Consider the following 24,686-nt stretch of genomic DNA (forward strand, 5'->3'; position numbering starts at 1 on the left):
CCAATCACCTTTCCTTAATGACACCTTGGAGACGGAAGTAAATTGGAACAGGCGTCATCTCATCCGTACTTCTTCTGATGTGCCTTCTTCAGCTTGAGGTAATCTTCGTCCTCCCGCACCGTCTTCCATTTCTCTTCAAAGATCGCGGCCGATTCGGCCTTCTTCTCGTCAATATCCCGTTCGTTCACTTCACCATTCTTGTCGTACTTCCTTCCACCTTTATAATTGGCATACCGTCGGGAGCGCGTATATCCCATCTGGAGGAATTTCCTCGCCATGTCCATCCCGACAAAGTCGTCCTTTTCCTTATAGTCCAGATACATCTGATAGATCTTATCCGAGGATTCCCGGGCAATCTCAGGCGTCTTGAAACGCCAGTGCGGGAGTATTTCACTTTTATAGGGTTCCACCATCAGCACTCCCTGCTCGCCTCTTCCCACTCTGTAGAGTTCAGGCTGTTCACGAAAGTCGATGTTGTCAAAATCCAGGTCGTAGTCGAAAGCCATTCATATCCCTCCAGATATATTTTTATTGGTAAATGTCATCTTTATATATACCCTTATTCCAGAAGGTTTGAACTTCCCTACCCGGTATTGACTATATGTACAAAAAAAGAACCCCAAATATGGGGTTCTTGAAAGTATCGGAATCGTATCCTTAACGTTTTGAGAACTGTGGAGAACGACGGGCTTTCTTAAGTCCGTATTTCTTACGTTCTTTCATACGTGGGTCACGTGTAAGGAGTCCAGCTCTCTTAAGCACGCCACGGTTTTCCGGATCTGCTTCCAGAAGTGCTCTTGCGATACCATGACGGATTGCCTGAGCTTGTCCTGTGAAGCCGCCACCTTTAACGTTTACCAGTACATCGTAGTTACCTTGTGTTTCTGTAACTGCGAATGGCTGATTCAAGTCAAGGATGAGACTTTCGAATGGGAGATAATCCCTCATGTCACGTCCGTTGACTGTAACATTGCCTTCACCTGGTACGAGACGTACACGCGCTACTGCATTTTTACGACGACCTGTTCCTGTATATTCTACTTTAGCCAATGATTTAACCTCCTATCCTTAACCGCGAAGTTCGTAGTTTTCTGGTTTTTGTGCTTCATGCTTGTGCTCGCTTCCAGCGTATACATGAAGTTTCTTGCCTTGTGCGCGACCGAGTCTGTTCTTTGGAAGCATGCCTTTGATGGAGTTCTCCAACAGACGGACAGGGTTCTTCCTTTTCAGTTCACCGGCTGAGATGGATTTGATTCCACCTGGGTGGCCAGTGTGTCTGTAGTACATTTTGTCCTGTTCTTTGTTGCCGGTCATTTGGATCTTTTCAGCGTTGATGATGATTACGTTATCACCTGTATCAACGTGTGGTGTATAAGTCGGTTTGTTCTTGCCGCGAAGTATGGATGCAACTTCAGAAGAAAGACGACCAAGTGTCTGTCCTTCTGCGTCGACAACATACCATTTACGTTCAATATTGGCTTCGTTTGCCATAAATGTTTGACGCATTTCCAGTCCTCCTAAATATATGAGTGGTGCTCTCATTCATGCTCTCTAAAATAAAAAAGCTTCGTTTGCTTTATATCGTTTTGCACAATAAGTTTCCGGGGCTTATCGTGGGTGATATAAAATTATACCGTTGTCTATGATAACCCTAAAAGGGTATTTTGTCAATGTTTCAGTGGATTAAATTATATTTTTCCAATGCCTCATTCCGTGATTCTTCATCGAGGAATACACGTTCCAGGTAAAGGCCTTCTGGCGGAGCCGTCTTGGGCACGAGGGTCCTGTCCCTTGCCTCTATGATCTGAGGTGTGCGGGAAGCTTCCCACCGGCCTTGTCCGACTTCAAGCACATAGGCGACGAGGATTCTGACCATGTTGTAGAGGAAGCCGGAACCGATGATCAGGAAGTCATAGCCGTTATCCGTCCTTATCAGGTCGAAACGATAGATGTGGCGCACCTTGTTTTCGATCGGCGACTTGGCGCTGGAGAAGCTTGTGAAGTCATGGGTGCCGACGAAATGCTGCATCGCCTCCCGCATCTTTTCTTCATCCAGCTTATACGGATAATAGGTTTTCAGGCCCTTTTCGAATGGGTCCCTTATATCACCCTGGTAGATGCGGTAGCGGTAGGCCTTACCTTCTGAATGGTGGCGTATATGATAGTCTGGACTGATCCGTCTGACTTCGTGGATCGCTATGTCCCCCGGCATTGCACTGTTCAATGCATGCTGCCACTTCGGTTCAGGGATATTCAGATCCGTATCGAAATGGAAATACTGCTCCCGTGCATGGACCCCGCTGTCGGTACGTCCGGCCGGGTGAATTCTGATGGGGACCTTATGCATCCGCTGCAGTATCTTTTCTATCTCCCCCTGGACTGTACGTCCCTCCATCTGGTACTGGAAACCGTTGAAGCCGGCACCATTATAGCTTGTTCTTACTAGATAGCGCATTCCTCTACTCCTTACTGTCTGATCATCCACAGGATGATGCCGAATATGATCATGAGAATCAGTGCGAAAGTGTCCTTCCACTGCCAGTTGAGCACACGGTAGTGTGTTCTGCCTTCCTCTCCCTGATACCCTCTCACTTCCATGGCGATGGCCATCTCCTCGGCCCTTTTGAAGGATGAAATGAAAAGCGGAATGAAGATTGGTGTCAGCGCCTGCAGTCTGGACATCAGGCTTCCGGTCATGAATGTCGATCCCCTGGCACTCTGGGCCTTGATGATCTTCTCCGTCTCATCCATCAGTGTCGGAATGAACCGGAGGCTGATGGACATCATCAGCGCAATTTCATGCACGGGCACCCTGAAGAACTTCAGTGGTTTCGCGATGCGTTCGATTGCATCCGTCAGCTGCAGTGGGCTTGTGGTCAGCGTCAGTATCGTCGTGATCAGGACAAGCATTGCGAGCCGTATGGTGATATAGATGCCCCGGACGATGCCTTCCGATTCTATTGTGAAGAAGCCGGCATCGACAAGCACAGTTCCCCCTTTAGTGAAGAAGAGGTGCATGAAGAAGGTGAACAGCAGCAGTATGAGTATCAGCTTCAATCCATTGAAGAGGAAGCGGATGGACAGGTCTGCAGTCTTGGTCAGTACAGTGATGAAGACGATCAGCAGTGTGTAGCCGGTCCAGTGGTTGGCAAAGAATACGATGGCCATGAAAAGGACGACCGCCAGTATCTTTGCACGTGGATCCAGCTGGTGGATGATGCTGGACCCCGGGATATATCTGCCAAGCAGCATTTTACTGAGCATAACCCGCCCTCCATTCCCTATAGAGTTCGGTGAACTGCTCGACGTTCCTTGGCATGCTGTCGAAGACGACACCTTTGTCTTCCAGGTCATGGATCAGCCTGACGATGTCCGGCGGTTCGAGTGCAAAACGTCCAAGCAGTGCTTCATCAGTGAGCAGGTCGAGGGTTCTGCCTTCCCTCACAAGATGGCCGCTGCTCAGTACCTTCACATAGTCGGTATACTCGAAGACATCGTCCATATCATGTGTGACGAGGATGACGGTGATGCCCATCTCCTCGTGGATCCGCTTGAAAAGCGCCATCGTTTCGATATGACTTTTCGGGTCCAGCCCTGCCGTCGGTTCGTCCAGAATGAGCACTTCCGGCTCCATGGCAAGGATGCCTGCGATGGCCACTTTCCGCATCTGTCCGCCTGACAGATCGAAAGGTGAAGACTGGAAGAGAGACGCATCAATGCTCAGGAGATCCAGATAGTATTCCGCTTTTTCCTGTGCCACAGCTTCATCCATTCCCATATTCTTCGGTCCAAACATGACATCCTTGAGCACCGTTTCCTCAAACAGCTGATGTTCAGGAAACTGGAATACCATGCCCACATGTTTTTTCACCTGGTGGATCTCCTTCTGTTTCGACTTCCTCTTCAGCAGAATATCACCGACACGCACCTCTCCCCTATTTGGAAGGAGCAGGCCATTCATCGTCTGGATCATCGTCGATTTTCCGCTGCCCGTATGGCCGATGATGCCATAGTATACACCTTCCTCGAAGGTTGTACTGATGTCGTTCAGTGCAAGATGTTCAAAGGGGGTGTTCTGGTGATAGATGCTCGTCAGATTCTTGAATGCGATCCTCATAGGCGTTCCACCAATTCATCGTATGACATGAAGGAACCGTCTAGGAGCTGCTTGGACAGCTTCATATGGAAAGGCAGCACCAGACGGCTTGCCACCAGCGCATCCGCATCCTGATATATCTCCTCCACCGTGCCTTCACTGATGACACGGCCATCCTTCATGATGACGGCATGGTCGCTCTCTTCAATCTCTGACAGGTCATGTGTGATGAAGACGAGCGTCGTCTTTCCCTGATGGTGGATGGCCTTCAGTATATCGAGGACTTCCTGCCTGCCTTCCGGATCTATCATGGAAGTCGCTTCATCCAGAATGAGCACTTCAGGTGACATCGCCAAAGCCCCTGCGATGGCTACACGCTGCTTCTGTCCCCCCGACAGCCTGGATGGTTCATGTTCACGGAATTCGAGCATATTGACCGCCTTGAGCGCCTCCTCGGTGCGCCTTACCATCTCTTCCCTCTCGATGCCATTGTTCTCAAGGCCGAAGGCCACATCATCTTCAACCGTCGCACCGACAAACTGGTTGTCGGGGTTCTGGAAGACGATGGCAAACTTCTTCCTCAGTTCTGCACGGTTTTCATCATCCAGCACTTCCCCATCGACGGTGATGGTGCCTTCATAGTCATTCAGTATGCCCATGAGTATTTTGACGAGTGTACTCTTGCCAGAACCATTATGTCCGATGATGGAGACCCATTCCCCACGCCGGAAGGTCAGGGAGATATGATCCAGAGCTCTATATTCACCTGTCCGATAACTATAGGTTATATCTTCAAGACCAATCATAACTCCACCACCATTTTTATGTAATAAAAAAGCGCGTACCCTGCACATGGGAGTCGCGCGATGATTCAGTATTGCCTGCAGGGTACGTTGAGCTAGACAATATGGCCCTCAGGCCACATTATCGTAACACTCATTCTGCTTTTATAAGAGATTACGCTTCTTCAGTCGCAGCAGTGCCTTGTACGAATTCGATGATTACGAGTTCAGCACCGTCTCCACGGCGTTCACCAAGTTTCTTGATGCTTGTGTAGCCGCCCTGGCGGTCTTCAAAACGTGGTGCGATATCATCAAAAAGCTTTTGAAGTGCGTACTGTGTCGTACCATCTTCATTTGCGATTTCAACATTGCGTACTGTCTGGCCTGCACGACGTCTAGACGCGAGGTCTCCACGCTTGCCAAGTGTAACCAGTTTGTCTACCACTCTGCGAAGTTCCTTCGCTCTCTGTTCAGTTGTTGTAATGCGTTCGCTCACGATGAGGGATGTTGCCAGATCACGGAGCATCGCTTTTCTTTGGTCGGACGTGCGTCCTAGTTTTCTGTAGCCCATTGCAATTTACCTCCTTTATCAGTCTTCTTTACGGAGCCCCAGACCGAGGTCCTCAAGTTTAAACTTAACTTCTTCAAGAGACTTGCGTCCCAGATTTCTTACCTTCATCATGTCTGCTTCACTCTTATCAGTCAGTTCCTGTACTGAGTTGATGCCTGCACGCTTCAGACAGTTGTATGAACGTACTGACAAGTCGAGTTCCTCGATGGACATTTCAAGCACTTTCTCTTTCTGGTCCTCTTCCTTCTCGATCATGATTTCTGCATTCTGAGCTTCATCAGTCAGACCGACGAAGATGTTCAGGTGCTCTGTCATGATTTTGGCAGCAAGGGAAATGCCTTCCTGCGGGGAGATGGAACCATCTGTCCATACATCCAGGGTGAGTTTGTCGAAATTCGTCTTCTGGCCAACACGCGTGTTTTCAACTGTATAGTTGACACGTTCGATTGGTGTATAGATCGAATCCACCGGAATCACACCGATTGACATATCACTCTTGTTATTGCCCTCTGCAAGGGTATAACCTCTGCCACGATTTGCGATCATGCGGATCTTCAACTGACCACCATTGGATACTGTTGCAATCTTCAGGTCGCGGTTCAAAATCTCAACGTCGCTGTCGTGGGTGATGTCGCCGGCTGTGACGATGCCTTCACCACTGAAGTCGATTTCCAGAACTTTTTCATCTTCGGAATAGATCTTGAGTGCAAGCTTTTTGATGTTTGTGATGATTGTTGTAACATCTTCCACAACATTTTCAATTGTAGAAAATTCATGCAGTACATTTTCTATTTCTATCGTTTTGACTGCCGCACCAGGTAATGATGATAAAAGAATGCGACGCAAGGAGTTTCCAAGTGTTGTTCCATATCCTCTTTCAAGAGGTTCAACAACAAACTTACCAAACTTAGAATCTTCCGATACTTCGACTGTTTCAATTCTAGGTTTTTCGATTTCTATCATTTGTCTACTTATCCTCCCTCTAAACGCCGGAAATATTATGCAGCCATGTGTTTTACATTACACTCGGAATTGTCCTGTGACCAGTAATTATACACGGCGACGTTTAGGCGGACGGCAGCCATTGTGTGGTACAGGAGTGACATCTTTGATTGCTGTAATTTCAAGACCTGCAGATTGGAGTGCGCGGATTGCTGATTCACGACCTGCCCCTGGACCTTTCACTGTAACTTCGACAGTTTTGAGTCCGTGTTCCATTGCAGCTTTGGAAGCTGTCTCTGAAGCCATCTGTGCAGCGAATGGTGTAGATTTCTTAGAACCTCTGAAACCAAGTGCACCTGCTGATGACCATGACAGTGCGTTACCAAAATCGTCAGTGATAGTTACAATTGTGTTGTTGAATGTTGAACGGATATGCGCGATACCGGAGTCAATATTCTTTTTCACTTTACGTTTACGTGTTTGTTGTCTACGAGCCATTTTTTCTCCTCCTTTTCCCTAATTATTTCTTCTTGTTCGCAACTGTTTTAACTGGACCTTTACGTGTACGGGCATTGTTTTTGGTATGCTGTCCACGAACTGGCAGTCCACGACGGTGACGGATTCCCCTGTAGGAAGCAATCTCCATCAGACGCTTGATATTAAGGTTCTGCTCACGACGGAGGTCACCTTCAATCTTGTACGTGTCGACGACTTCACGGATTTTGTTCAGTTCGTCTTCAGTAAGATCCCTTACACGTGTACTTTCAGATACACCTGCTTTTTCAAGGATTTCTGCCGCTCTTGAGCTGCCGATACCGTAAATATAAGTGAGAGAGATTACGACACGTTTTTCACGTGGTACGTCTACTCCTGCAATACGAGCCATATGTTACACCTCCGATTTTATAATTTAGCCTTGCTTCTGTTTGTGCTTAGGGTTTTCACAGATTACCATTACTTTGCCGTTTCTGCGGATGACTTTGCATTTTTCACAGATAGGCTTGACTGATGGTCTTACTTTCATGTGTTTTACCTCCTTAGAATGTGGAGTCCATTATTTAAAACGATAAGTGATTCTGCCACGTGTTAGATCATATGGTGACATTTCGACTGTTACTTTATCGCCAGGAAGAATACGTATATAGTTCATACGGATTTTCCCTGAAACATGGGCGAGAATCTCATGCCCGTTTTCAAGTTCCACTTTGAACATAGCATTCGGCAATGTGTCAAGCACTGTGCCTTCCAGCTCGATAACATCTTGTTTACTCATTTCAAATTCCCCCTTTACAGCATTCTAATCTATATTAGAAATCCACTTCAGGTGAAGATAGACTACACTTAACGTCAAAATATGAACTTGGATATTTTTCGTTATAATACAAGCAACATTCACTCAGAAGTGTCTGAAGAGGTGAATATCCTTATATATTTTGCAGAATCGCATCAACATCGCTGAACACTTCATCAATGTCCTGGGAACCGTCCACTTTGACAAGCACTCCCTGATCTTCATAGAAGTCAAGCATCGGTGTTGTCTGCTGGATGTTTACTTCCAGACGATTTGCAACTGTTTCAGGGTTGTCATCTTCCCTCTGATACAACTTACCGCCATCAAGATCACAAACGCCTTCCTGCTTCGGTGGGTTGAACACAAGATGATAGGTAGTGCCGCAGACTTCACAGATGCGGCGGCCAGTCAGACGATTCATCAGTTCTTCTTCTGTAACTTCAACATAGATCGTTTTGTCGATCTTTGTTCCAAGTTCCTTCATGATGCCGTTCAGTGCTTCCGCCTGCTCCACAGTACGTGGGAAACCATCCAATAGGAAGCCATCTTTCGCATCACTTTGGCTCAAGCGTTCCTTGACGATGCCGATTGTCACTTCATCTGGGACAAGTTCACCCTTATCCATATAGGACTTGGCTTCCTTGCCGAGTTCCGTGCCATTCTTGATGGCAAGACGGAACATGTCGCCAGTTGAAATATGAGGGATCGGGTATTTCTTTATAATCTTGGATGCCTGTGTGCCTTTACCTGCACCAGGCAGTCCCATCAATATAATATTCATACGCTTTTCCTCCTACCTACGCTTTCTAAAACCGCGGTATTCTCTTTGGTTTGCTTGTGCTTCCAACTGTTTCATGGTTTCAAGTGCAACACCAATGACAATCAGAAGACTCGTACCTCCAATTTGAATCGCTTGCGGCAGATCCATGAACTTCGTAATAAGAAGTGGCAGGATGGAAATGCCGGCCAGGAAGAGTGAGCCTACAAATACGAGCCTATATAATACAGACGTAATGTAGTCTTGGGTGTTCCTACCCGGACGGATGCCAGGTACGTAACTTCCCTGCTTCTTAAGGTTATCTGCCATCTTTTCAGGATTAACCTGGACAAATGAATAGAAGTACGTAAATGCAATGATCAGGGCAACATAAAAGATCATTCCTATCCAATCGGACGGATCAGCGAATCTTGCGATCGTCTGGGCCCAGTTGGCATCAGGGAAGAATAGTGTCAGCGTCTGCGGGAGCATGAAAAATGCCATCGCAAAGATGACCGGAATTACCCCTGCCGGGTTGACCTTGAGCGGCAGGAATGTCGATTGTGGTGCCAATTGTGATGAAGTTCGTTGACGTTTGGCATATTGTACCGGAATTTTACGCACAGCCTGCAGTATGAATACAGCAAAGGCTGTAATCAGTATGAGCATGATGATGAGTCCAACCATCTGCAGCACTGCCATCGTCGTATCATCTGCACCGACGAATTTCTGCTGGTAGAGCTGAATGATTGCGCTTGGCAGAACGCTGAGTATACCTGCAAAGATGATGATTGAGATACCATTTCCGACACCATGTGTCGTAATCTGTTCTCCCAGCCACATCAGGAAGGCTGTTCCTGTTGTGAGCACGAGTGCAATGAGCAGGTAGGAGCCAATATTACTATTATCAAGGAGCATACCTTCGAACATCTGGTTGAAAGCAAAGGACATTCCCAACGATTGTATGAACGCGAGTATGATCGTGAAATAGCGTGTAAATTGACTGAGCTTGCGTCTTCCGACTTCACCCTGTTTTGCCCATTCAGCAAACTTTGGTACAACATCCATCTGCAGGAGCTGCACCACGATTGATGCTGTAATGTAGGGCATGATGCCCATGGCAAGAATGGAGAAGTTCATCAGTGCGCCACCACCAAAGGTGTTCATAAGATCCAGCACGCCCTGTTGGCCTGCTCCCATGTCGAACACACTCGGATCCACACCTGGAACCGGTATATATGTGCCGATCTTGAAAATGACGAGCATTGCCAAAGTAAAAAGAATTTTACTGCGGATTTCTTTAATTCTAAAGAAATTGGATAACGTGCCGAGCATTAGATCACCTCGTAGCTTCCGCCCTGTTCCTCAATTGCTTTAGCAGCTGAACCAGAAAACTTATGAGCTTTGATTGTTAATTTCTTCTCAAGAGTACCATTGCCGAGTACTTTGATTCCAGATTTTGCATTCTTAACAATACCATTTTCTTTCAGCATTTCAGGTGTAACTTCAGTGCCGTCTTCGAAACGATTCAGATCGTCCAGGTTAAGCACTGCGTATTCTTTACGGTTAATGTTCGTAAATCCACGTTTTGGGATACGACGGAAAAGTGGAAGCTGTCCACCTTCGAATGTTGGCCTTACTCCGCCACCGGAACGTGAATTCTGACCATTATGACCGCGTGCAGATGTCTTACCGTTACCAGAAGACATACCACGACCTACACGGTTGCGGTTCTTACGCGCACCTTCTACTGGTTTCATCTCATGTAATTTCATCCTTGCACCTCCTATATCATAATATCATTATTTTTCTTCTACTGAAACTAAGTGGCTGACTTTCTCAACCTGACCTCTGAGCTGAGGTGTATCTTCAAGCTCGACCGATTGCTGGAGCTTTCTGAGGCCGAGGGAAGCAACTGTTCTTCTCTGCGTCTCAGATCTCCCGATCAAGCTTTTTTTGAGGGTGATTTTAACTTTAGCCATGTCTGTAAATCCCTCCTTAATTTTGTAGCTCTTCTACTGATTTGCCGCGCAATTTAGCAACTTCTTCTGCGCTTTTGAGTTCAGTAAGGCCTGTCATTGTTGCACGAACAACATTGATCGGAGTGTTAGCACCAAGAGACTTGCTCAAGATGTCGGAAACTCCTGCAAGTTCGAGTACGGCACGGACCGGTCCACCAGCGATAACACCTGTACCAGGGGCTGCAGGTTTCATGAATACTCTGCCGGAGCTGAAACGTCCAATGATTTCGTGTGGGATAGTACCGTCTACGAGTGGTACTTCGATAAGGTCTTTCTTAGCAGCTTCGATTGCTTTTTTGATTGCTTCAGGCACCTCTTGGGCTTTACCTGTACCAAAGCCTACACGTCCTTTTTTGTCTCCTACTACAACAAGTGCAGAGAAACGGAAACGACGTCCACCTTTTACAACTTTAGCGATACGGTTGATTGTAACAACGCGCTCTTCGAATTCCTGTACTTTCTCTTCTCTACGAGCCATAAATGTTATTCCCTCCTTCTATTAGAATTGCAGACCGTTTTCACGTGCAGCTTCTGCGAGTGCTTTCACACGTCCGTGATATAGATAACCACCGCGGTCGAATACTACGCTTTCTACGCCTTTTTCTTTGGCACGTTTAGCTATCAGTGTACCTACTTCAGCTGCTGCGTCTACATTGGATCCAATTTCATTCTTGAAATCAGCATCTTGTGTAGAAGCACTTGCCAATGTCGTCTGTTGACTGTCATCAATCACTTGAGCATAGATATGCTTATTAGAGCGATAGACATTAAGACGTGGTCTTTCTGATGTGCCAGAAAGTCTGCTGCGCACGCGCTGATGTCTTTTTTGACGCACTTTATTTTTATCAATCCTAGCGATCATTGATGTTCACTCCTCACTTTAATTAATTATTTACCAGTTTTTCCTTCTTTACGGCGTACTTGTTCGCCTTTGTAACGAATACCTTTTCCTTTGTACGGTTCAGGTGGACGTACGGAACGGATCTTGGAAGCAAGAGCTCCAACACTTTCTTTGTTGATGCCTTCAACTTTGACGTTCGTATTGCCATCCACTGAGATGGAAAGGTCCTCGGAAGGTTCGAATTCAACCGGGTGAGAAAGCCCAACATTGAGTACCAATTTCTTACCCTGCATCTGCGCACGGTAACCGACACCAACAAGCTCAAGCTCTCTGGAGAATCCTTGGGATACTCCGACAACCATATTGTTGATCAATGCACGTGTTGTACCATGGTTTGTGCGATGATCCTTGGAATCACTTGGCCTTACGACCTGAAGTGTGTTGTCTTCCAATTCATAAGTCATTTCTTCGTTAAACGTGTTTACCAGTTCACCTTTAGGTCCTTTGACTGTAACTGTGGATCCATCAATATCAACTGTAACATCACTTGGTATTTCAATAATACGTTTACCTACACGGCTCATTTGTTTACACCTCCTGTTAATTCATTACCAAACGTATGCGAGAACTTCCCCGCCGATATTTCTTTTGCGTGCTTCTTTATCCGTAAGCACACCTTCTGATGTTGAGATCAGTGCGATACCTAGACCGTTGAGGACCTTCGGCAGCTCTTCTCTTCTTGCGTATACCCTAAGGCCAGGCTTGGAGATACGCTTCAAACCAGTGATGACTCTTTCGTTCTTGCTACCATATTTAAGGAATACACGGATGACGCCTTGCTTGTCGTCTTCGATATATTCTACATTTTTTACAAAACCTTCTGTTTTAAGAATCTCTGCAATTTCCTTTTTGATGTTGGATGCAGGAATCTCCAGTGTTTCATGCCTCACGATATTCGCATTCCTAATGCGCGTCAGCATATCTGCAATTGGATCTGAGATTGTCATTACTAATTGCCTCCTTTCAATTTATGGCGATTACCAGCTTGCTTTTTTAACGCCAGGAATCTGACCTTTGTAAGCAAGTTCACGGAAACATATACGGCAGAGCTTGAATTTGCGAATGACTGAATGTGGTCTTCCGCAACGTTCGCAGCGTGTATATTCTCTAACTTTGAATTTTTGTTTCTTTTGCTGTTTAGCAATCATTGATTTTTTAGCCACAATTTCGCCTCCTTATAGCTTACTTTTGAAATGGCATTCCGAACTGAGTGAGCAGCTCGCGTGCTTCTTCATCTGTGTTCGCTGTTGTAACGACAACAATATCCATACCTCTTACTTTGGATACTTTATCATAGTCGATTTCAGGGAAGATGAGCTGTTCTTTTACACCGAGTGTGTAGTTGCCGCGTCCATCAAACGCCTTCTTGGAAATACCTCTGAAGTCTCTTACGCGTGGGAGGGATACTGAAACCAGTTTGTCCAGGAAATCGTACATTCTTTCCCCACGAAGAGTAACTTTGGCTCCAATCGGCATACCTTCACGAAGTCTGAATGTCGCGATAGATTTCTTAGCTTTTGTGATTACCGGCTTCTGACCTGTAATTGCTTCCAATTCTTCTACTGCAGTATCAAGAACTTTTGCGTTTTGAACTGCTTCGCCAACACCCATGTTGACTACGATCTTTTCGATCCTAGGCACTTCCATGACGGAAGAGTAGTTGAATTTATTAACAAGTTCATTTTTGATTTCTTCATTGTATCTTTCTTTTAAACGTGCCACTGTATGGACCTCCTTCCATTGCTAATTAATTTTTGTCGTATTGTACAGTTGGAATTTCTTTTCCTGACTTTACAGCAACTCTCACTTTAGTTCCGTCTTCTTTGATTTCATGACGGATACGAGTGCGTTCTCCTGATTCAGGGTCAACGTGCATTACGTTGGATACGTGGATAGCCGCCTCTGTTTCGAGGATGCCGCCTTCAGGGTTCATCTGTGAAGGTTTGAGATGTTTCTTCATCATGTTGACACCTTCAACGACTACGCGGTCTTTGGCAGGGATTGCTTTGAGCACAGTGCCCTCTTTACCTTTATCTTTACCGCTGATTACAACGACTTTGTCTCCAGATCTTACGTGCATGGGAATCGCACCTCCTTGTTTAAATGTGGATTAAAGTACTTCTGGTGCAAGTGAAACGATCTTCATGAAGTTGCCTTCACGGAGTTCACGTGCTACTGGTCCAAAGATACGAGTACCTCTTGGGCCTTTATCATCACGGATGATTACGCATGCGTTCTCATCAAATTTGATGTATGAACCATCTTCACGGCGTACACCGGATTTAGTTCTAACTATAACAGCTCTTACTACTTCACCTTTTTTAACAACGCCACCAGGTGTTGCATTTTTTACGGTTGCAACGATGACGTCGCCGATATTTGCTGTCTTGCGGCCTGTTCCACCCAAGACTTTAATAGTCAGCACTTCACGTGCACCTGAGTTATCTGCCACTTTTAAGCGGGATTCCTGTTGGATCATGCGAATAGACCTCCTTTATCTTCAATTGTTTAGATGATAACTGATTCTTCAACAATTTCCACGAGGCGGAAACGTTTAGTTGCAGACAATGGACGTGTTTCTTCGATTCTTACGATATCGCCCATCTTTGCAGTGTTGTTCTCATCATGCGCTTTGTATTTTTTAGAGTATTTTACACGTTTGCCAATGATCGGATGTCTCTTTTGTGTTTCGACAACCACTGTAATCGTCTTATCCATCTTGTCGGATACTACGCGACCCTGGTAAACTTTACGTTCGTTTTTACCTTCCACTATGTGAGCCTCCCTCTAATATTATTGGTTTGCTTTCGCTTCGCTGAGCTCTCTCTCGCGGATAGTTGTTTTCATTCTTGCGATAGTTTTTCTAACCTCTTTGATACGAGCAGTGTTCTCTAGCTGACCAGTAGCTAGTTGAAAGCGTAGGTTGAAGAGTTCTTCCTTCAGTTCTTTGACGTTGTTTTCTATTTCAGATGTTGTCAGATCACGGATTTCATTAGCTTTCATTCGTATCACCACCTAATTCTTCACGTTTAACGATTTTAGTCTTTACTGGAAGTTTGTGGCTCGCAAGACGAAGTGCTTCTCTAGCAACCTCTTCCGGGACACCTGCAACTTCAAACATTACACGGCCAGGTTTTACTACAGCCATCCAGCCTTCTACAGCACCTTTACCTGAACCCATACGTACTTCCAATGGCTTTTTAGTATATGGTGTGTGCGGGAAGATGTTGATCCATACTTTACCGCCACGCTTCATATAACGTGTCATGGCGATACGCGCTGCTTCAATCTGTCTGGATGTAACCCAGGCAGTCGTTGTAGCCTGCAGGCCGTATTCACCGAAACTCACTTCAGTTCCGCCTTTAGCGCGTCCCTTTGTATCCGGACGGTGTTGACGACGGTATTTTACTCTTTTAGGTAATAGCATTGTTAATTTCCTCCTTTACTTTTTGTCATTCTTGACAGGAAGAACTTCTCCACGGTAGATCCATACTTTAACACCGAGTTTACCGTATGTTGTATCTGCTTCTTCATGTGCATAGTCTATGTCTGCACGAAGAGTATGCAGTGGAACTGTTCCTTCGCTGTATCCTTCAGAACGTGCGATATCTGCGCCACCGAGACGGCCTGAAACTTGAGTTTTAATACCTTTAGCTCCAGCTCTCATCGCTCTTTGAAGTACTTGTTTTTGTGCCCTACGGAAAGATACACGGTTTTCAAGCTGACGTGCAATATTCTCGGCAACAAGCTTCGCGTCCATGTCGACTTTTTTGACTTCTACGACATTGATGTGGATTTTCTTGCCTGTAAGGTTTGTCAGTGCAGTACGGAGCTTGTCGATTTCGCTACCGCCTTTACCAATTACCATACCTGGTTTGCCAGTGTGAAGCGCAATGTTCACACGGTTGGCCGCGCGCTCGATTTCCACTTTGGAAATAGCTGCGTCTTTAAGATTTTTTTCGATATATTCACGAACTTTGAGGTCTTCGTGCAGCAGGTCTGCAAAGTCTTTCTCTGCGTACCATTTCGCCTCCCAATCACGGATGATGCCTGTACGAAGCCCAATAGGATTTATCTTCTGACCCAAATTAATTCCCTCCTTGTGATTTTATGCGTTCTCTTCTACTTTTGTTTCTTCTGTTTCCTGAACCTCTTCTTCAGCTGGTTCTGAAACTACAATAGTGATATGGCTTGTACGTTTGTTGATCTTTGTCGCACGGCCTTGTGCACGTGGACGGAAACGTTTCAATGTCGGGCCTTCGTTAGCATACGCTTCAGAAATATATAGGCTGTCGATATCCATGTCATAGTTATGTTCAGCATTGGCTACAGCTGATTTGATCAACTTTTCAACTACTGGCGAAGTTCTTTTATTCGTTAGTTTAAGAATTGCGATTGCTTCTCCGACTTCTTTACCGCGAATGAGGTCAAGAACCATTCTCGCTTTACGAGGAGCAATTCTAACTGTTTTTGCGACTGCTTTCGCTTGCATCTTTCGTTCCTCCTTTATTCCGTCTTATCCCTTATCGTCTTGTTTTCTTGTCGTCGTTTCCGTGGCCTTTGAACGTTCTTGTTGGAGCAAATTCTCCAAGTTTGTGACCGACCATATCTTCTGTAACATAGACCGGTACATGCTTGCGTCCGTCATATACAGCGATTGTATGACCGATGAAATTAGGGAAGATTGTGGAGCGACGTGACCAAGTTTTGATTACACTTTTTTTGTTATCTTCGTTGAGTTTTTCCACCTTGTTCATGAGGTGATCGTCAACAAAAGGTCCTTTTTTAAGACTGCGAGCCATTTTGGCGCCTCCTTCCAATAATGCGTGCGGATGTAGCATCCGCACACTTTGGTTTCATTTATTTCTTCTTCTTGCGTCCTCTTACGATGAGCTTATCAGAACGGTTCTTGCCTTTACGTGTCTTCTTACCGAGGGTTGGTTTACCCCAAGGAGACATTGGTGATGGACGTCCGATTGGCGCACGGCCTTCACCACCACCGTGTGGGTGATCGTTAGGGTTCATGACAGAACCACGAACTGTAGGGCGCTGCCTCTTCCATCTGGAACGACCGGCTTTACCGATATTGATGAGTTCGTGCTGCTCGTTGCCGACAGCACCGATTGTTGCACGGCAAGTTGCAAGGATCATGCGCACTTCGCCAGAGCGGAGTCTGACAAGTACATATTTGCCTTCCTTACCGAGTACCTGTGCACGCGCACCTGCTGACCTTACCAGCTGGCCGCCTCTGCCTGGTTTCAATTCGATGTTATGGATTGTTGTACCTACAGGAATATCAGTGAGTGCCATAGCGTTACCTACTTTGATGTCCGCATCTGGGCCACTCATGATTTCATGTCCTACTGTTACACCTTTAGGTGCCAGGATATAGCTTTTCTCTCCGTCTTCATAAACGACAAGAGCGATGTTTGCTGAACGGTTTGGATCGTATTCAATCTGTGTCACGCGCGCAGGCACACCATCTTTGATGCGCTTGAAGTCGATGACCCTGTATTGGCGCTTGTGTCCGCCGCCTTTGTGACGAACAGTGATCCTGCCCTGGTTGTTGCGTCCCGCTTTTTTCGGAAGCGGCTGTAACAATGACCGTTCTGGTGTCGTGGATGTGATTTCTGAGAAGTCGGAACCAGTCATATTACGACGAGCGTTTGTGGTCGGCTTATATTTTTTAATCGCCATCTCGTTTTACCTCCTTATTGGTAAGTGCCCTTAGAATATTTCGATAGAGCCTTCTTTAAGTGTTACGATTGCTTTTCTTCTTTTTCTTGTATAGCCGCTGTAACGTCCCATACGTTTTTTCTTCGGCTTATAGTTCATTATGTTCACTTTGTCGACTTTTACGTCAAAGATTTCTTCAACTGCATATTTAACTTGTGTTTTGTTTGCTTTTACATCCACATCAAAAGTGTATTTATCAATGGACATCAAGTCAGCAGAACGCTCAGTGATTACCGGGCGTTTAATGATATCGCGTGCATCCATTACAGAAGCACCTCCTCTGCTTTATTGATTGCGCCTTCAGTGAAAATAACACGGTTTGCAGCAAGGATATCGAGTACATTGAGCTCTTCCAGCGTCAGCACTGTGACACCTTGGAGGTTACGGGATGAAAGTTCAACGTTTACATCTTCGTTCTCAAGTACGAGAAGAACCTTTTTGTCTGCATTCAGATTTTCAAGGATCGCCGTGAAGTCTTTTGTCTTCGGAGTGTCGAGCGCAAGGTTGTCCACTACTGTCAATGCTTCTTCATTGACTTTTGCGGAGAGCGCTGAGCGAAGAGCCAGACGGCGCATTTTTCTAGGCATTTTGTAGGAGTAGCTTCTTGGCGTAGGGCCGAATACCACTCCACCTCCACGATAGTGAGGTGCACGGATTGTACCTTGACGTGCATTACCTGTTCCTTTTTGTCTGAATGGCTTCTTGCCGCCACCGCTGACTGCGGAACGGTTTTTTACTGAGTGTGTACCGCGGCGCAGTGACGCGCGTTGCAGGTTCACAGCCTCAAACAGCACATGCTGGTTTGGCTCGATGCCAAAGATATCCTGGTTAAGTTCTATAGAATTAACTTTGCTTCCTTCTTTAGTTAATACATCTACGCTTGCCATGTGTTAAATCCTCCCTTCCTAAATTGCTATTATTTAACACTATTTTTAATTGCTGATGCGATTTTTACATATCCTTTACGTGGGCCAGGAACGTTGCCTTTTACAAGGATCACGTTGCGCTCAGCGTCCACTTTTACGATTTCAAGATTCTGCAATGTGACAGTTTCTCCGCCCATGCGTCCCGGCAATGCTTTGCCTTTGAATACGCGGGATGGGTCGGCACCCTGCCCCATTGAACCAGGTCTTCTGTGGTAACGGGAACCGTGGGACATAGGTCCGCGGCTCTGGTTGTGGCGCTTGATTGCACCCTGGAAACCTTTACCTTTGGATGTTGCCGTCACGTCCACCAAGTCGCCTGCTTCAAATGTATCTACAGTGACTTCTTGACCGACTTCGAATTCATCTGCTGCGAGATTTTTGAATTCGCGTACGAAGCGCTTAGGAGCTTTGCCGGATGCTTTTGCATGGCCGGTTTCAGCCTTGTTTGCGTATTTGTTTGTTCTTGCACCTTCAAAGAACTCACGTTTGTCGTCGAAACCGATTTGTACTGCACTGTATCCATCAGTTTCTTCCGTCTTCTTCTGCAGCACTACGTTGCCCGCTGCTTCTACTACTGTTACAGGGATGAGCTCGCCGTTTTCTCCGAAAACTTGAGTCATTCCCACTTTTTTACCTAAGATTCCTTTGGTCATCGAAAGTCGCACCTCCTGCTATAATTTATAATTTGATTTCGATGTCCACACCAGATGGCAGGTTGAGTCCCATGAGGGCATCTACCGTTTTCGGTGTAGGGTTTACAATGTCGATAAGACGTTTGTGCGTACGCTGTTCAAATTGTTCACGGGAATCCTTGTACTTGTGTACCGCACGGATGATCGTGTAAACAGTCTTCTCTGTTGGAAGTGGGATCGGGCCGGAAACATCCGCACCAGAACGCTTTGCTGTTTCAACAATTTTCTCTGCTGATTGATCCAATACTCTGTGATCGTACGCTTTCAAACGAATACGAATTTTTTGTTTTGCCATTATTTAACCTCCTTTTGGTCGTCATCATTGATTGATAGACTTCTCCACGAAAATTCTCTTGCACGCTGCCATGGCAAAGCGGCCGGGCGTGTCAGTAACCTCTCGCTTCATCGATTCAAAACGCGCACCCCTTTATGTAAGGCGGTGTGTTTTTATATATGGACGGTAGACCATCCATTTCAGTCCAACGTTAGATATATTACACGAAAAAAGTGAAAAAATCAATAGGTTGCCCAAGATTTTTTCACTTTTCCCCGAAGGACTTGCAATACGGTGTCCTATTATACAGTTTTCAGTTACAAATTACAAGGTGTTATTTATTCCGTCATGAAGATGAAATATAATATGAAGACTACAAAGAGGCCATACATTATCGGATGGATCTCTTTTCTTCTTCCTGCCATGATCATCGTGATCGGATAGAATACGAAGCCGATTGCAATACCTGTCGCGATACTGTACGTCAGCGGCATCATGAACATGGTCAGAAATGCCGGAACCGCCACTTCGAACTGGTCCCATCTCACTTTGGACAGGTTTGATACCATCAGGGCTCCAACGATGATCAGTGCTGGAGCCGTCACCTCGGAGGTGAAAGTCACGATGAGCGGTGACAGGAAGATGGCCGACAGGAACAGCACGCCTGTTACGACGCTTGCAAAGCCTGTCCTGGCACCTGCTGCAACACCGGCGGTGGATTCCACATACGAGGTGGTGGTCGAAGTGCCAAAAATAGCCCCTGCTATCGTCGCAATGGAGTCGGAAAGCAGTGCCCGTCCGCCTCTTGGCAATTTATTATCCTTGATCAGGTTGGCCTGGCTGGCAACACCGACAAGTGTGCCCGCTGTATCGAAGAAGTCGACGAACAGGAAGGTCAGCACAACAATCAGGAATTGGATGTTGAATATTTCCGAAGGATTCGAGAACGCCTCGAATGCGGCACCGAAGGTAGGCTCCATGCTCGGCACTGAACCGAAGAAGCTTTCCGGCCGCGGCACCAGACCGAACAGCAGTCCGAGGATTGCAGTAATGATCATACCGAAGAAGATAGCTCCCGGGACTTTTCTTGCCATCAGTACGGCTGTGATGAAAAGCCCTCCTACGGCGAGCAGCACCTTTGGATCATGCAGAACACCCAGACCGACGAGTGTCGCATCGTTTGTAACGATGATGCCTGCACCCTGCAGGCCGACGAAGGTGATGAAGAAGCCGATCCCGGCACTGACCGCCATCTTCATCTCCATTGGTATCGAGTTGATGACATATTCCCTCAGACCACTGATGGTCAGAATGGCGAATATCACTCCGGAGAACAGCACACCGGTCAGTGCGGTCTGCCATGGAATGCCCATGGTCAGAACAACGGTAAAAGCGAAGAATGCATTCAGGCCCATGCCAGGCGCAAGCGCTATCGGATATCTGGCATAGAGCCCCATGATCAGGCAGCCGATGAAGGCAGCCAGTGCTGTTGCCACGAATACGGCGTCCATGTCCATCCGCATTGATTCGGGTATACCTTCTATCCCCTGAAGGGAGAGCACAGAAGGGTTGACGGCGAGTATGTATGCCATGGATAGGAATGTCGTCAACCCCCCGATGGTTTCACGTCGATAATTGGTACCGTGATCCTCAAAGCCAAAAAACTTTTTCATAACCTGCTCCATTTCTTGATTAAATTATTCAAAGCTATATGATCCTGATGATTTCGTCATCCTCTCCGCCCAGAAAGCTGACGAGCAGACGACGGGTCAATGGGAGCCACATTTCTATGAGCTTGCCCAACCCGACTATGATAACGACTGTGCCGATGAACACCGGACCCCCTAGGAGATATCCGGCGACAGCAGCACCCAGCTCCATGATATTCCTTGCCATGGAAATTTTCAATCCAAACTTTTCGACAAGCAGCAGCATCAGGGTATCCCGTGGACCCGCGCCAAGATTCGGCGTTATGTAGAATGCTACACCGAATGCCATGACGAACAGACCCACCGTAAAGATGATGATATGCTGTGTCCACCCTTCAAACTCAGGAATGAGCCAGTTGAAGATATCAATAAAAACTCCCACCGCCACCATGTTGATGTAGACGCCAAGTTTCGGCAGGCGCCGTGTGATGACAGCAGTGAATAGGACGATTGTGGCTCCGGCAATGATTGCCCAGCTTCCTATTGTCAGACCAAAGGTCTGCCACAGTCCATAATGCAGCACATCCCATGAACTGAGTCCGAGGAGCCTTCCTTTTATTGTCAATGAGATTCCGAGAGCCAGAATCACCAGTCCCACGATATAGAACAGCCAGCGCTTTGTCAGATTCGTTATCACATGGCATCCCCTCACCTCTTATTATTTAAACTAGTTTACGCCTCTGTGAAGAAAAACGCAATATTGTTTGCCAATACACCTTCCACGTTTGAAATGGCATATGGAAGGGAAGGTTTGAAGTAATCAATTTAAACGATCAACTTAAAATAGGAGGATTCCAAATGGAGAATAGATACAAGCTCGCAAGCGTCCTGATGTCTGCATCACTCGTAATGGCCGCGTGTGGCGGTGCCGATGAAAATCCTGATTCAGCAGATGTCGACGAAGTTGTGGAAGAGAACGAAGAATTCTCTTCAACCGAGGAGTCTGCTGAAGAATCAACCGAGGAGTCCACCGAGGAATCCAGTGGCCAATCTTCAGGCAGCACCGGTGATACGATTGCCCCTGAAGACATCAATCATGATGCCGAAGAGGCAGTGGATGCTGCATCAGAAAACTTCGATGGAGAACTTGTGGAAGTCGAACTCGATGACGAGGATAACCAATGGATATACAAAGTAGATATGGAGAGTGAATCTGAAGAATACGAGGTGAAATTGTCTGTGGATGACCTTTCCGTAGTAGAGGAGCAGACGGAGAGCGATGATGACTTCGATACGGACGAACACTTCAGCTATGGCGATGCCGTGCCTGCAGAGGAAGCGGTGCAGACTGCCATGGATGAGACCAATGGTGAACTGGAAGGCTGGACCCTGGATAGGGATGACGGACAGCTGCAATATGAAGTGGATATGAAAAATGGTGATAATGGAGATTCTGATGTGACCATCAACGCCGAGAACGGCGAGATAGTGGAAACGGACGACTGATGAGAAAAGGCGCAACCAATGTGGTTACGCCTTTTCTTATGCTTCCACCAGCTGAATGAACTGGTTCATCTTTTTCTGATCGACATGATCCTTGATCCGATACCCCTCATAAAAGTATTCCAAGTATTCACGACCCAAGACCCTCTCAATATCAAGTGCCATGGCGGCAAGGTCAAAATACCGGTCCCTTACTCCAATTCCTATCATATCCACACTGCCTGTAATGTAATTTTCGTTTACTATTACATTGGAGAGTCTAAAGTCCCCATGGCTGAAAACCAGATCCGTATGGACGGCATCCTCAGAATAGACGAACGGACATCCCTCAATCTTCTGCTTATGCAGAAAACTCAAGTATCTGCCAATCTGCTTCAGTGTGGAAACGATGACCTCAGGCGGCTGCCCCTGTAGGAACTTCTCGGCATCCACGCCCGGAAGAGCCAAATAGAACATATAGGCACCGGCCTCTTCATATAATGTCACCGGCTTCGGCACACCATTGATCTTATTCAGCTCCATCCATAGCAGCCGTTTGTATTCCCGCCGTGTCCGCTTCACATCATCAATGTAGGATTTTGCAATCAGCGGTTCCTGCGGCTGGTACATATTGGGCGGGTCCTCCCCGCCGTATGTAAGCAAATGCACCCGGGCTTCCGAATCCCCTTCAAGCGGTGCCCAATCGTAATATTCTTCATATATTTCAAAAGTGTGCATCCAATGTCCCTCCATTCCCTTCCATTCTACTTCAATCATCCTTAAAATGTCATTAGTGATTCCCCTAATATCGATTGCATTATGATATGATACTACTATAATTCAAGGTGGTGAAAGTAATGGATCTGGAATACAGACTTAAGGAACTTAAAAATGAGTATGTACGCATCCAGGGTGATCTGGAAAAGCTCGAATCCACTGGCAACCGCACATCAAAAATGGAAGACCGCCTCACTCAGATAGAAACAGAAATTGCACAGACAAAAAAAGAAATCCGGAATCAGAAATAACCAATAGGAAGTGCCCGCAATGAAAAAAATGATCCTATTCATTATGATCATACAATTCCTCATATATTTCGGCTTCAGTATGATCATACCGGTCATACCGGAACTTGTGACCGAACTCGGCGTGTCCACCCTGCACATGGGCGGGCTGCTTGCCGTCTATTCCATCGCCAGCTTCATTTCCGCGCCCTATTTCGGCAGATTGAGCGACCGCAATGGCCGTCGGCCGATTCTTCTGTATGGACTGCTCGCCTTCAGCCTCAGCTTCCTCCTGTTCGGCATGTTCATCGATGTACTGTGGGTGCTGTACCTGACACGTCTGCTTGGAGGCGCCGCTTCAGGAGCCCTCTATACAGCAACGACCAGCATGGTGGCGGACTTGACGACGCGTGAAGAGCGAACGCGTTTCATGGGACTGATCGGCATGTCCATCGGCCTCGGATTCATTTTCGGACCGGGAGTGGGCGGACTGCTTTCCCAGATCAGCCTGAGCTTTGCCTACTACATGACGACCATTGTCATTGTGGGCGCACTGATATTCAGCCTCTTCAAAATTGAGGAGACGTATCGTCCAGGCGTCAGCGCTGGGAAAGACATCACTCTGCCAAGCGAGTACTTCCTTAAACCTGTCGGCATCCTTCTCATCTCCACATTCTTCGTCATACTGACGATGAGCGGGATGGAAAGTACATTCCAGCTGCTCGGCATAGAGAAGATCGACATCACCCCTACAGAGATGGGCATCCTCTTTGTAGTCGGCGGCATTTTCAACGCTGCTGTCCAGGGCGGCTTCATCGGCCGCCTCAAGGATGGACAGGAGTACCCGGTGATGATTGCCGGACAGGTCATGACACTGATCGCTTTCATCCTGCTGCCGTTCATGTCCAGCCTGTTGTTTGCCGGGGTGTGCATCGTTCTGCTGATGACGGGGAATGCCCTCGTCAAGACGCTGCTCACCTCCCAGATTACAAAAGAGACGCACCAGGACGAAATGGGCCGTATGACCGCTGCTACATATTCCCTGGATAGCCTGGGCAGAATATTCGGACCGCTTGTCTTCAATCTGCTGTTCATTCTGACTGCAGGATTGCCATTCTGGTTCGGTGCGGTGATGACCCTGCTGTCCACATACTTCATTTTCCAATACTTCAGGAAAAGGAGGACCCTCGCATGATTCTGACAGTCCTTATGCTGCTCATTTATCTCGTCATCAGTGCAATCACCATATTGCTGATGAGAAACAGGGCCCTGGATATTCTGAGGGTCATCGCAGGTGTCGCCCTGCTGCTCATGATGACCCTGATTTCCCTGGAAGCGCCCAATCCCGACGGCCTGCTGATCTTTTCGCTGGCCATTTCCCTCTTCATAGCAGTTGAAATCACTGCCTTCAAAGAAGCAAAGGGAGACCATGCACGCCTGTTCATGATACATGTCTTCACCCTCATGATTTCAGCCGTGCTCATCATCATGCTGCTGACACTGTAAAAGGAAGAGAGGTGGCCATATGCGCCGGGTCATACTTATTCTGCTCATACTGATGC

43 protein-coding genes are annotated in these 24,686 nt (G+C 46.7%); 4 read left to right on the forward strand and 39 right to left on the reverse strand.

Going from position 1 to position 24,686, the window contains the following annotated elements:
* Positions 1-59: 59 nt before the first annotated feature.
* The 38 genes from EDC33_RS11265 to EDC33_RS11450 form a co-directional block, all read right to left on the reverse strand.
* Positions 60-506 carry a DUF4385 domain-containing protein gene (locus EDC33_RS11265; RefSeq protein WP_124011272.1) on the reverse strand — a complete coding sequence of 149 codons (447 nt, stop codon included), beginning with the start codon at positions 504-506 and terminating at the stop codon, positions 60-62.
* A 151-nt stretch (positions 507-657) separates the two neighbouring features.
* Complete coding sequence (gene rpsI, locus EDC33_RS11270; protein WP_031547085.1) at positions 658-1,050, reverse strand: 30S ribosomal protein S9; 393 nt, start codon at positions 1,048-1,050, stop codon at positions 658-660.
* Between the two features lie 18 nt (positions 1,051-1,068).
* Positions 1,069-1,506, reverse strand: a complete 438-nt coding sequence (gene rplM, locus EDC33_RS11275; protein ID WP_031547084.1) for a 50S ribosomal protein L13 — start codon at positions 1,504-1,506, stop codon at positions 1,069-1,071.
* Positions 1,507-1,675: 169 nt separating this feature from the next.
* Positions 1,676-2,455, reverse strand: coding sequence for a tRNA pseudouridine(38-40) synthase TruA (gene truA, locus EDC33_RS11280; RefSeq protein ID WP_124011273.1), 780 nt, complete (start codon positions 2,453-2,455; stop codon positions 1,676-1,678).
* 11 nt (positions 2,456-2,466) lie between these two features.
* Entirely contained in the window at positions 2,467-3,264 is a 798-nt protein-coding gene (locus EDC33_RS11285; protein WP_124011274.1) for an energy-coupling factor transporter transmembrane component T family protein, read from the reverse strand.
* Complete coding sequence (locus EDC33_RS11290) at positions 3,254-4,117, reverse strand: energy-coupling factor transporter ATPase (protein ID WP_124011275.1); 864 nt, start codon at positions 4,115-4,117, stop codon at positions 3,254-3,256. Before EDC33_RS11290 ends, EDC33_RS11285 begins: the two co-directional genes overlap by 11 nt.
* The gene (locus tag EDC33_RS11295; protein ID WP_094907274.1) at positions 4,114-4,902 is read right to left on the reverse strand and encodes an energy-coupling factor transporter ATPase; all 789 of its coding nucleotides are present in this window, start codon (positions 4,900-4,902) and stop codon (positions 4,114-4,116) included. Before EDC33_RS11295 ends, EDC33_RS11290 begins: the two co-directional genes overlap by 4 nt.
* Positions 4,903-5,053: 151 nt before the next feature.
* On the reverse strand, positions 5,054-5,449 hold the full coding sequence (rplQ, locus tag EDC33_RS11300; RefSeq protein WP_040105330.1) for a 50S ribosomal protein L17: 396 nt from the start codon (positions 5,447-5,449) through the stop codon (positions 5,054-5,056).
* 18 nt (positions 5,450-5,467) lie between these two features.
* On the reverse strand, positions 5,468-6,412 hold the full coding sequence (locus EDC33_RS11305) for a DNA-directed RNA polymerase subunit alpha (protein WP_040105331.1): 945 nt from the start codon (positions 6,410-6,412) through the stop codon (positions 5,468-5,470).
* 87 nt (positions 6,413-6,499) lie between these two features.
* Positions 6,500-6,889 (reverse strand): 30S ribosomal protein S11, encoded by a 390-nt coding sequence (gene rpsK / locus EDC33_RS11310; RefSeq protein ID WP_031547075.1) that lies wholly within the window; start codon positions 6,887-6,889, stop codon positions 6,500-6,502.
* 22 nt (positions 6,890-6,911) lie between these two features.
* Positions 6,912-7,277 carry a 30S ribosomal protein S13 gene (rpsM, locus tag EDC33_RS11315; protein WP_040105332.1) on the reverse strand — a complete coding sequence of 122 codons (366 nt, stop codon included), beginning with the start codon at positions 7,275-7,277 and terminating at the stop codon, positions 6,912-6,914.
* Positions 7,278-7,301: 24 nt separating this feature from the next.
* The gene (gene rpmJ / locus EDC33_RS11320) at positions 7,302-7,415 is read right to left on the reverse strand and encodes a 50S ribosomal protein L36 (RefSeq protein WP_017473641.1); all 114 of its coding nucleotides are present in this window, start codon (positions 7,413-7,415) and stop codon (positions 7,302-7,304) included.
* 30 nt (positions 7,416-7,445) lie between these two features.
* Complete coding sequence (infA, locus tag EDC33_RS11325; protein ID WP_017547668.1) at positions 7,446-7,664, reverse strand: translation initiation factor IF-1; 219 nt, start codon at positions 7,662-7,664, stop codon at positions 7,446-7,448.
* Positions 7,665-7,815: 151 nt separating this feature from the next.
* Positions 7,816-8,463, reverse strand: coding sequence for an adenylate kinase (locus EDC33_RS11330; protein ID WP_040105333.1), 648 nt, complete (start codon positions 8,461-8,463; stop codon positions 7,816-7,818).
* Positions 8,464-8,475: 12 nt separating this feature from the next.
* Positions 8,476-9,774: a preprotein translocase subunit SecY gene (gene secY / locus EDC33_RS11335; protein ID WP_094907276.1), complete on the reverse strand. Its 1,299-nt coding sequence runs from the start codon at positions 9,772-9,774 to the stop codon at positions 8,476-8,478.
* Positions 9,774-10,214: a 50S ribosomal protein L15 gene (rplO, locus tag EDC33_RS11340; protein WP_040105335.1), complete on the reverse strand. Its 441-nt coding sequence runs from the start codon at positions 10,212-10,214 to the stop codon at positions 9,774-9,776. Before rplO ends, secY begins: the two co-directional genes overlap by 1 nt.
* A 27-nt stretch (positions 10,215-10,241) precedes the next feature.
* On the reverse strand, positions 10,242-10,421 hold the full coding sequence (rpmD, locus tag EDC33_RS11345; RefSeq protein ID WP_031547068.1) for a 50S ribosomal protein L30: 180 nt from the start codon (positions 10,419-10,421) through the stop codon (positions 10,242-10,244).
* A gap of 16 nt (positions 10,422-10,437) precedes the next feature.
* Positions 10,438-10,938, reverse strand: coding sequence for a 30S ribosomal protein S5 (gene rpsE / locus EDC33_RS11350; RefSeq protein ID WP_031547067.1), 501 nt, complete (start codon positions 10,936-10,938; stop codon positions 10,438-10,440).
* A gap of 21 nt (positions 10,939-10,959) precedes the next feature.
* Complete coding sequence (gene rplR, locus EDC33_RS11355; protein ID WP_040105336.1) at positions 10,960-11,322, reverse strand: 50S ribosomal protein L18; 363 nt, start codon at positions 11,320-11,322, stop codon at positions 10,960-10,962.
* 26 nt (positions 11,323-11,348) lie between these two features.
* Positions 11,349-11,885 carry a 50S ribosomal protein L6 gene (rplF, locus tag EDC33_RS11360; protein ID WP_040105337.1) on the reverse strand — a complete coding sequence of 179 codons (537 nt, stop codon included), beginning with the start codon at positions 11,883-11,885 and terminating at the stop codon, positions 11,349-11,351.
* 24 nt (positions 11,886-11,909) lie between these two features.
* Positions 11,910-12,308, reverse strand: coding sequence for a 30S ribosomal protein S8 (gene rpsH, locus EDC33_RS11365; protein ID WP_040105338.1), 399 nt, complete (start codon positions 12,306-12,308; stop codon positions 11,910-11,912).
* 30 nt (positions 12,309-12,338) lie between these two features.
* Positions 12,339-12,524: a type Z 30S ribosomal protein S14 gene (locus EDC33_RS11370; protein WP_084184968.1), complete on the reverse strand. Its 186-nt coding sequence runs from the start codon at positions 12,522-12,524 to the stop codon at positions 12,339-12,341.
* Between the two features lie 19 nt (positions 12,525-12,543).
* Entirely contained in the window at positions 12,544-13,083 is a 540-nt protein-coding gene (gene rplE, locus EDC33_RS11375; protein ID WP_040105340.1) for a 50S ribosomal protein L5, read from the reverse strand.
* A gap of 25 nt (positions 13,084-13,108) precedes the next feature.
* Positions 13,109-13,441 (reverse strand): 50S ribosomal protein L24, encoded by a 333-nt coding sequence (rplX, locus tag EDC33_RS11380; protein WP_040105341.1) that lies wholly within the window; start codon positions 13,439-13,441, stop codon positions 13,109-13,111.
* Between the two features lie 30 nt (positions 13,442-13,471).
* A complete protein-coding gene (gene rplN / locus EDC33_RS11385; RefSeq protein WP_017547656.1) occupies positions 13,472-13,840 on the reverse strand; it encodes a 50S ribosomal protein L14 in 369 nt (122 codons plus the stop codon).
* 29 nt (positions 13,841-13,869) lie between these two features.
* Complete coding sequence (rpsQ, locus tag EDC33_RS11390; protein ID WP_094907277.1) at positions 13,870-14,133, reverse strand: 30S ribosomal protein S17; 264 nt, start codon at positions 14,131-14,133, stop codon at positions 13,870-13,872.
* Positions 14,134-14,154: 21 nt separating this feature from the next.
* The gene (rpmC, locus tag EDC33_RS11395) at positions 14,155-14,364 is read right to left on the reverse strand and encodes a 50S ribosomal protein L29 (RefSeq protein WP_031547052.1); all 210 of its coding nucleotides are present in this window, start codon (positions 14,362-14,364) and stop codon (positions 14,155-14,157) included.
* A complete protein-coding gene (gene rplP / locus EDC33_RS11400) occupies positions 14,354-14,788 on the reverse strand; it encodes a 50S ribosomal protein L16 (protein ID WP_031547050.1) in 435 nt (144 codons plus the stop codon). The genes rpmC and rplP overlap by 11 nt, the downstream gene beginning before the upstream one ends.
* A 15-nt stretch (positions 14,789-14,803) precedes the next feature.
* Positions 14,804-15,448 carry a 30S ribosomal protein S3 gene (gene rpsC, locus EDC33_RS11405; RefSeq protein ID WP_040105342.1) on the reverse strand — a complete coding sequence of 215 codons (645 nt, stop codon included), beginning with the start codon at positions 15,446-15,448 and terminating at the stop codon, positions 14,804-14,806.
* A gap of 21 nt (positions 15,449-15,469) precedes the next feature.
* Positions 15,470-15,853 carry a 50S ribosomal protein L22 gene (rplV, locus tag EDC33_RS11410; RefSeq protein ID WP_031547048.1) on the reverse strand — a complete coding sequence of 128 codons (384 nt, stop codon included), beginning with the start codon at positions 15,851-15,853 and terminating at the stop codon, positions 15,470-15,472.
* 31 nt (positions 15,854-15,884) lie between these two features.
* Positions 15,885-16,163: a 30S ribosomal protein S19 gene (rpsS, locus tag EDC33_RS11415; RefSeq protein WP_040105344.1), complete on the reverse strand. Its 279-nt coding sequence runs from the start codon at positions 16,161-16,163 to the stop codon at positions 15,885-15,887.
* A gap of 58 nt (positions 16,164-16,221) precedes the next feature.
* Positions 16,222-17,058, reverse strand: coding sequence for a 50S ribosomal protein L2 (rplB, locus tag EDC33_RS11420; protein ID WP_040105345.1), 837 nt, complete (start codon positions 17,056-17,058; stop codon positions 16,222-16,224).
* A 30-nt stretch (positions 17,059-17,088) separates the two neighbouring features.
* Complete coding sequence (gene rplW / locus EDC33_RS11425; RefSeq protein ID WP_031547045.1) at positions 17,089-17,361, reverse strand: 50S ribosomal protein L23; 273 nt, start codon at positions 17,359-17,361, stop codon at positions 17,089-17,091.
* Positions 17,361-17,984 carry a 50S ribosomal protein L4 gene (gene rplD, locus EDC33_RS11430; protein ID WP_040105347.1) on the reverse strand — a complete coding sequence of 208 codons (624 nt, stop codon included), beginning with the start codon at positions 17,982-17,984 and terminating at the stop codon, positions 17,361-17,363. Before rplD ends, rplW begins: the two co-directional genes overlap by 1 nt.
* Positions 17,985-18,013: 29 nt before the next feature.
* Entirely contained in the window at positions 18,014-18,676 is a 663-nt protein-coding gene (rplC, locus tag EDC33_RS11435; protein WP_094907278.1) for a 50S ribosomal protein L3, read from the reverse strand.
* Positions 18,677-18,701: 25 nt separating this feature from the next.
* The gene (gene rpsJ, locus EDC33_RS11440) at positions 18,702-19,010 is read right to left on the reverse strand and encodes a 30S ribosomal protein S10 (RefSeq protein ID WP_031547042.1); all 309 of its coding nucleotides are present in this window, start codon (positions 19,008-19,010) and stop codon (positions 18,702-18,704) included.
* A gap of 317 nt (positions 19,011-19,327) precedes the next feature.
* Positions 19,328-20,662, reverse strand: coding sequence for an NCS2 family permease (locus tag EDC33_RS11445; RefSeq protein ID WP_124011276.1), 1,335 nt, complete (start codon positions 20,660-20,662; stop codon positions 19,328-19,330).
* A 34-nt stretch (positions 20,663-20,696) separates the two neighbouring features.
* The gene (locus EDC33_RS11450; protein WP_124011277.1) at positions 20,697-21,335 is read right to left on the reverse strand and encodes a YczE/YyaS/YitT family protein; all 639 of its coding nucleotides are present in this window, start codon (positions 21,333-21,335) and stop codon (positions 20,697-20,699) included.
* A gap of 161 nt (positions 21,336-21,496) precedes the next feature.
* Between EDC33_RS11450 and EDC33_RS11455 the strand changes: the two genes are divergently transcribed.
* Entirely contained in the window at positions 21,497-22,144 is a 648-nt protein-coding gene (locus tag EDC33_RS11455) for a PepSY domain-containing protein (protein WP_124011278.1), read from the forward strand.
* A 36-nt stretch (positions 22,145-22,180) separates the two neighbouring features.
* On the opposite strand, the gene EDC33_RS11460 is transcribed toward EDC33_RS11455, so the two are convergent.
* On the reverse strand, positions 22,181-22,858 hold the full coding sequence (locus EDC33_RS11460; RefSeq protein WP_031547037.1) for an aminoglycoside phosphotransferase APH(3'): 678 nt from the start codon (positions 22,856-22,858) through the stop codon (positions 22,181-22,183).
* Between the two features lie 119 nt (positions 22,859-22,977).
* On the opposite strand from EDC33_RS11460, the gene EDC33_RS12710 reads away from it, so the two are divergent.
* From EDC33_RS12710 to mspA, 3 genes are read left to right on the forward strand one after another with little or no spacing between them, the layout of a single operon-like run.
* The gene (locus EDC33_RS12710) at positions 22,978-23,148 is read left to right on the forward strand and encodes an SE1832 family protein (RefSeq protein ID WP_169738741.1); all 171 of its coding nucleotides are present in this window, start codon (positions 22,978-22,980) and stop codon (positions 23,146-23,148) included.
* A gap of 19 nt (positions 23,149-23,167) precedes the next feature.
* Entirely contained in the window at positions 23,168-24,319 is a 1,152-nt protein-coding gene (locus EDC33_RS11465) for an MFS transporter (protein WP_124011280.1), read from the forward strand.
* A complete protein-coding gene (gene mspA, locus EDC33_RS11470; RefSeq protein WP_094907283.1) occupies positions 24,316-24,630 on the forward strand; it encodes a membrane stabilizing protein MspA in 315 nt (104 codons plus the stop codon). Before EDC33_RS11465 ends, mspA begins: the two co-directional genes overlap by 4 nt.
* The last annotated feature ends 56 nt before the right edge of the window (positions 24,631-24,686 follow it).

It is taken from the genome of Salinicoccus roseus, assembly GCF_003814515.1.
In the GTDB taxonomy this organism is placed as follows: domain Bacteria; phylum Bacillota; class Bacilli; order Staphylococcales; family Salinicoccaceae; genus Salinicoccus; species Salinicoccus roseus.

What these genes read in the sequence shown, in the direction of transcription:
- EDC33_RS11265 (WP_124011272.1), bottom strand. Translation starts at nt 506, where the DNA reads ATGGCTTTCGACTACGACCTGGATTTTGACAACATCGACTTTCGTGAA.
- rplM (WP_031547084.1), bottom strand. Translation starts at nt 1,506, where the DNA reads ATGCGTCAAACATTTATGGCAAACGAAGCCAATATTGAACGTAAATGG.
- truA (WP_124011273.1), bottom strand. Translation starts at nt 2,455, where the DNA reads ATGCGCTATCTAGTAAGAACAAGCTATAATGGTGCCGGCTTCAACGGT.
- EDC33_RS11285 (WP_124011274.1), bottom strand. Translation starts at nt 3,264, where the DNA reads ATGCTCAGTAAAATGCTGCTTGGCAGATATATCCCGGGGTCCAGCATC.
- EDC33_RS11290 (WP_124011275.1), bottom strand. Translation starts at nt 4,117, where the DNA reads ATGAGGATCGCATTCAAGAATCTGACGAGCATCTATCACCAGAACACC.
- EDC33_RS11295 (WP_094907274.1), bottom strand. Translation starts at nt 4,902, where the DNA reads ATGATTGGTCTTGAAGATATAACCTATAGTTATCGGACAGGTGAATAT.
- rplQ (WP_040105330.1), bottom strand. Translation starts at nt 5,449, where the DNA reads ATGGGCTACAGAAAACTAGGACGCACGTCCGACCAAAGAAAAGCGATG.
- EDC33_RS11305 (WP_040105331.1), bottom strand. Translation starts at nt 6,412, where the DNA reads ATGATAGAAATCGAAAAACCTAGAATTGAAACAGTCGAAGTATCGGAA.
- rpsK (WP_031547075.1), bottom strand. Translation starts at nt 6,889, where the DNA reads ATGGCTCGTAGACAACAAACACGTAAACGTAAAGTGAAAAAGAATATT.
- rpsM (WP_040105332.1), bottom strand. Translation starts at nt 7,277, where the DNA reads ATGGCTCGTATTGCAGGAGTAGACGTACCACGTGAAAAACGTGTCGTA.
- rpmJ (WP_017473641.1), bottom strand. Translation starts at nt 7,415, where the DNA reads ATGAAAGTAAGACCATCAGTCAAGCCTATCTGTGAAAAATGCAAAGTC.
- infA (WP_017547668.1), bottom strand. Translation starts at nt 7,664, where the DNA reads ATGAGTAAACAAGATGTTATCGAGCTGGAAGGCACAGTGCTTGACACA.
- EDC33_RS11330 (WP_040105333.1), bottom strand. Translation starts at nt 8,463, where the DNA reads ATGAATATTATATTGATGGGACTGCCTGGTGCAGGTAAAGGCACACAG.
- secY (WP_094907276.1), bottom strand. Translation starts at nt 9,774, where the DNA reads ATGCTCGGCACGTTATCCAATTTCTTTAGAATTAAAGAAATCCGCAGT.
- rplO (WP_040105335.1), bottom strand. Translation starts at nt 10,214, where the DNA reads ATGAAATTACATGAGATGAAACCAGTAGAAGGTGCGCGTAAGAACCGC.
- rpmD (WP_031547068.1), bottom strand. Translation starts at nt 10,421, where the DNA reads ATGGCTAAAGTTAAAATCACCCTCAAAAAAAGCTTGATCGGGAGATCT.
- rpsE (WP_031547067.1), bottom strand. Translation starts at nt 10,938, where the DNA reads ATGGCTCGTAGAGAAGAGAAAGTACAGGAATTCGAAGAGCGCGTTGTT.
- rplR (WP_040105336.1), bottom strand. Translation starts at nt 11,322, where the DNA reads ATGATCGCTAGGATTGATAAAAATAAAGTGCGTCAAAAAAGACATCAG.
- rplF (WP_040105337.1), bottom strand. Translation starts at nt 11,885, where the DNA reads ATGAGCCGTGTAGGTAAACGTATTATTGAAATACCAAGTGATGTTACA.
- rpsH (WP_040105338.1), bottom strand. Translation starts at nt 12,308, where the DNA reads ATGACAATCTCAGATCCAATTGCAGATATGCTGACGCGCATTAGGAAT.
- rplX (WP_040105341.1), bottom strand. Translation starts at nt 13,441, where the DNA reads ATGCACGTAAGATCTGGAGACAAAGTCGTTGTAATCAGCGGTAAAGAT.
- rplN (WP_017547656.1), bottom strand. Translation starts at nt 13,840, where the DNA reads ATGATCCAACAGGAATCCCGCTTAAAAGTGGCAGATAACTCAGGTGCA.
- rpmC (WP_031547052.1), bottom strand. Translation starts at nt 14,364, where the DNA reads ATGAAAGCTAATGAAATCCGTGATCTGACAACATCTGAAATAGAAAAC.
- rplP (WP_031547050.1), bottom strand. Translation starts at nt 14,788, where the DNA reads ATGCTATTACCTAAAAGAGTAAAATACCGTCGTCAACACCGTCCGGAT.
- rplV (WP_031547048.1), bottom strand. Translation starts at nt 15,853, where the DNA reads ATGCAAGCGAAAGCAGTCGCAAAAACAGTTAGAATTGCTCCTCGTAAA.
- rpsS (WP_040105344.1), bottom strand. Translation starts at nt 16,163, where the DNA reads ATGGCTCGCAGTCTTAAAAAAGGACCTTTTGTTGACGATCACCTCATG.
- rplB (WP_040105345.1), bottom strand. Translation starts at nt 17,058, where the DNA reads ATGGCGATTAAAAAATATAAGCCGACCACAAACGCTCGTCGTAATATG.
- rplW (WP_031547045.1), bottom strand. Translation starts at nt 17,361, where the DNA reads ATGGATGCACGCGATATCATTAAACGCCCGGTAATCACTGAGCGTTCT.
- rplD (WP_040105347.1), bottom strand. Translation starts at nt 17,984, where the DNA reads ATGGCAAGCGTAGATGTATTAACTAAAGAAGGAAGCAAAGTTAATTCT.
- rplC (WP_094907278.1), bottom strand. Translation starts at nt 18,676, where the DNA reads ATGACCAAAGGAATCTTAGGTAAAAAAGTGGGAATGACTCAAGTTTTC.
- rpsJ (WP_031547042.1), bottom strand. Translation starts at nt 19,010, where the DNA reads ATGGCAAAACAAAAAATTCGTATTCGTTTGAAAGCGTACGATCACAGA.
- EDC33_RS11445 (WP_124011276.1), bottom strand. Translation starts at nt 20,662, where the DNA reads ATGAAAAAGTTTTTTGGCTTTGAGGATCACGGTACCAATTATCGACGT.
- EDC33_RS11455 (WP_124011278.1), top strand. Translation starts at nt 21,497, where the DNA reads ATGGAGAATAGATACAAGCTCGCAAGCGTCCTGATGTCTGCATCACTC.
- EDC33_RS11460 (WP_031547037.1), bottom strand. Translation starts at nt 22,858, where the DNA reads ATGCACACTTTTGAAATATATGAAGAATATTACGATTGGGCACCGCTT.
- EDC33_RS12710 (WP_169738741.1), top strand. Translation starts at nt 22,978, where the DNA reads ATGGATCTGGAATACAGACTTAAGGAACTTAAAAATGAGTATGTACGC.
- EDC33_RS11465 (WP_124011280.1), top strand. Translation starts at nt 23,168, where the DNA reads ATGAAAAAAATGATCCTATTCATTATGATCATACAATTCCTCATATAT.
- mspA (WP_094907283.1), top strand. Translation starts at nt 24,316, where the DNA reads ATGATTCTGACAGTCCTTATGCTGCTCATTTATCTCGTCATCAGTGCA.